The organism is Bradyrhizobium sp. AT1 (genome assembly GCF_001590795.1).
In the GTDB taxonomy this organism is placed as follows: Bacteria; Pseudomonadota; Alphaproteobacteria; order Rhizobiales; family Xanthobacteraceae; genus Bradyrhizobium.
On the sequence record NZ_JXDL01000001.1, the window covers coordinates 6,859,112 to 6,861,861 of the forward strand.

A 2,750-nucleotide genomic window follows, 5' to 3' on the forward strand; every position below is an offset into this window, starting at 1 on the left:
ATGCAGAACGTGCTGCGCGCCGAGCAGGACGGCACCGTGAAGAAAGTCCACGCCAGCGCCGGCGCGACGCTCGCGGTCGACGCACTGATTTTGGAGTTTTCTTGAATACTGCAAGAGCTCGCGACTTGAGATAGGCAGCTTGTCTGCAGGAATTCCGGTTACTTACAGATAGAAGTGATGCTGCGCAGTTCGGCGTCACTCGGGACCAAGTGGGGCTGATGAATACCGAACGGTTCGCATTGGCATCGGGCTTTGCGCCTGCCTCACGCGAGGGCTGGCGCACGCTGGTTGACGGCGTGCTAAAGGGAGCGCCGTTCGAAAAGCTGATTGGAAAGACGTACGACGGCTTGAGAATCGAGCCGATTTACCTTCGTGCGAAAGACATTGCACCGGTCGAGGGGAGGGCACCCGCTGCGCATTGGCAGATCATGCAGCGCATCGATCATCCGGATGCGGTGACGGCCAACAGGCAGGCCCTTCAGGATATAGAGAATGGAGCGACGGGCCTGGCACTGGTCTTTGCCGGGGCCAACTGCAGCCGCGGGTTCGGCCTGGATCAAACGGCGGGCGCCGTCGCCGCAGCTTTAAAAGACGTCCACCTTGATGCCGGCATTGGGATTGAACTTCAGATTGGTACACACGAGCGTAAGACCGCTATCCATGTCGCGGAATATGTCAAGTCGGTCGGCCTCGATCCCGCCATCTGCGACATTCGATTTGGGCTCGATCCGCTGGGCGCGTGCGCCCTCCGCGGACGCAGTCCATACACTTGGGACGAAATCGCGCGAACTGTTGCCGGCACGATAGAAGAGCTTTTAACGCTGGGATTCAAGGGGCCGTTTGCCGCGAGCGATGGGCGTATCGTTCATGATGCCGGCGGCTCAGAAGTGCAGGAGCTTGCCTTCGTGCTTGCCTGCGGCGTGGCATATCTGCACGCCATGGAGGCGGCGCGCATTCCGCTGGATCAAGCGCGAAGTATGATCTATGCGCGACTCGCTGCTGACGCCGACCAGTTTTTGACTATGGCCAAATTCCGCGCGTTGCGACTCCTCTGGGCGCGCATCGAATCGGCGTGCGGCCTCGCGCCAAAGCCGCTGTTCATCGCGGCCGACAGCTCCTGGCGTATGTTGACCCGGCGCGATCCCTACGTAAACATGTTGCGCGCTACCTTGGCGACATTCTCTGCGGGAATCGCCGGTGCCGATGCGATCACGGTTCTGCCGCACACGTTGGCGCTGGGCCTTCCAGACTCGTTTGCCCGGCGCGTGGCCCGCAACACGCAGCTTCTGCTGCTGGAGGAAAGCAATCTTGCCAAGGTTAGCGATCCTGCCGCAGGTGCTGGCGGCATTGAGGCGCTAACAACGGAGCTTTGCGACGCGGCCTGGAAGAGTTTTCAAGAGACTGAAAATGCGGGCGGCATCTTTGCCGCTCTCCAGCAGGGAGCGCTTCAGGCGAAGATCACAGCTACGCGCAGAGCGCGCGGTGCCAATCTCGCGAAGCGCCGCGGCCCGCTGACCGGAGTGAGCGAGTTCGCAAACCTTGGCGAAGGCGCAGCGGCGGTACTGAACATAGCACCGATGGCTCTTCCGCCTAACGTTGACCAGAGATTCGTGTTCGATGCACTGCCGCCGATCCGGCTTGCGGAACCATTCGAATCGCTCCGCGACAGGTCCGATGCGATACTGAAGCTGCGCGGCGTGCGGCCACGAGTGTTTCTTGCTTGTCTGGGCACGCCGAACGACTTTACGGCCCGCGCGACCTTCGCGAAGAGCTTCTTCGAAGCCGGAGGAATTGAGGCTATCGACGGCGCAGGCATCGCCGATCCAGCCGAGCTTGCCCTTGCATTCACGAGCTCTGGTGCCGAACTCGCCTGCCTTTGCTCCAGTGATAAGATCTATGCGGAGCGCGCCGAAATCTCCGCCCAAGCGCTTCGGCAAGTCGGTGCTAGGCACATCTATTTGGCGGGACCTCCCTCTCAATTCGAGGCCGCGTTTCGGCGGGCTGGCATCGGCAGCTTCATCCACGTCGGTTGCGACGTCTTGGCAACGCTAAAATCCGCTTATGACTGGATCCAAAACCCGAAGATTGCCTTTGGATAATTGCCAATCGAACGCGAGCACTCAAATGTCATCCATCAGCGGTATCCCGAATTTTGCAAATGTTGCTTTCGAAAGGTGCTCTGTCGTCGCTTCCTCTATTCCCGTCGATCCGTGGGTGACTCCGGAGGGCATTCCGGTCAAGTCAGCATACGGAGAAGCAGATCTCGCCGGGCTCGATTTCCTTGAGACCTGGCCAGGCATCGCGCCGTACCTGCGCGGGCCCTACCCCACCATGTATGTCAACCAGCCCTGGACCGTCAGGCAATATGCCGGGTTCTCCACGGCGGAGGATTCCAACGCGTTCTATCGGCGCAATCTCGCTGCGGGACAAAAGGGCCTCTCGGTCGCCTTCGACCTTGCCACCCATCGCGGCTATGACAGCGACCATCCGCGCGTCGGCGGCGACGTCGGCATGGCCGGGGTCGCGATCGACTCCATCTACGACATGCGCACGCTATTTGCGGGCATTCCGCTCGACCAGATGAGCGTGTCCATGACCATGAACGGCGCGGTGCTGCCGATCCTCGCGCTCTATGTCGCCGCCGCCGAGGAACAGGGCGTGCCGCCGGAGAAGCTGTCGGGCACCATTCAGAACGATATTCTGAAAGAGTTCATGGTGCGCAACACCTATATCTATCCGCCCGCGCCCTC

At 60.7% G+C, this 2,750-nt stretch carries 3 protein-coding genes; all 3 read left to right on the forward strand.

Annotated features, from left to right (window positions below):
* The coding region (locus tag SE92_RS37420) for a biotin/lipoyl-containing protein (RefSeq protein WP_283806820.1) at positions 1-105 on the forward strand (105 nt) is incomplete at its 5' end.
* A 113-nt stretch (positions 106-218) separates the two neighbouring features.
* Positions 219-2,099, forward strand: coding sequence for a methylmalonyl-CoA mutase family protein (locus SE92_RS31765; protein WP_063202423.1), 1,881 nt, complete (start codon positions 219-221; stop codon positions 2,097-2,099).
* Between the two features lie 34 nt (positions 2,100-2,133).
* Positions 2,134-2,750, forward strand: a 617-nt coding sequence (locus SE92_RS31770) for a methylmalonyl-CoA mutase family protein (RefSeq protein ID WP_502686801.1), incomplete at its 3' end; no start/stop codon positions are given.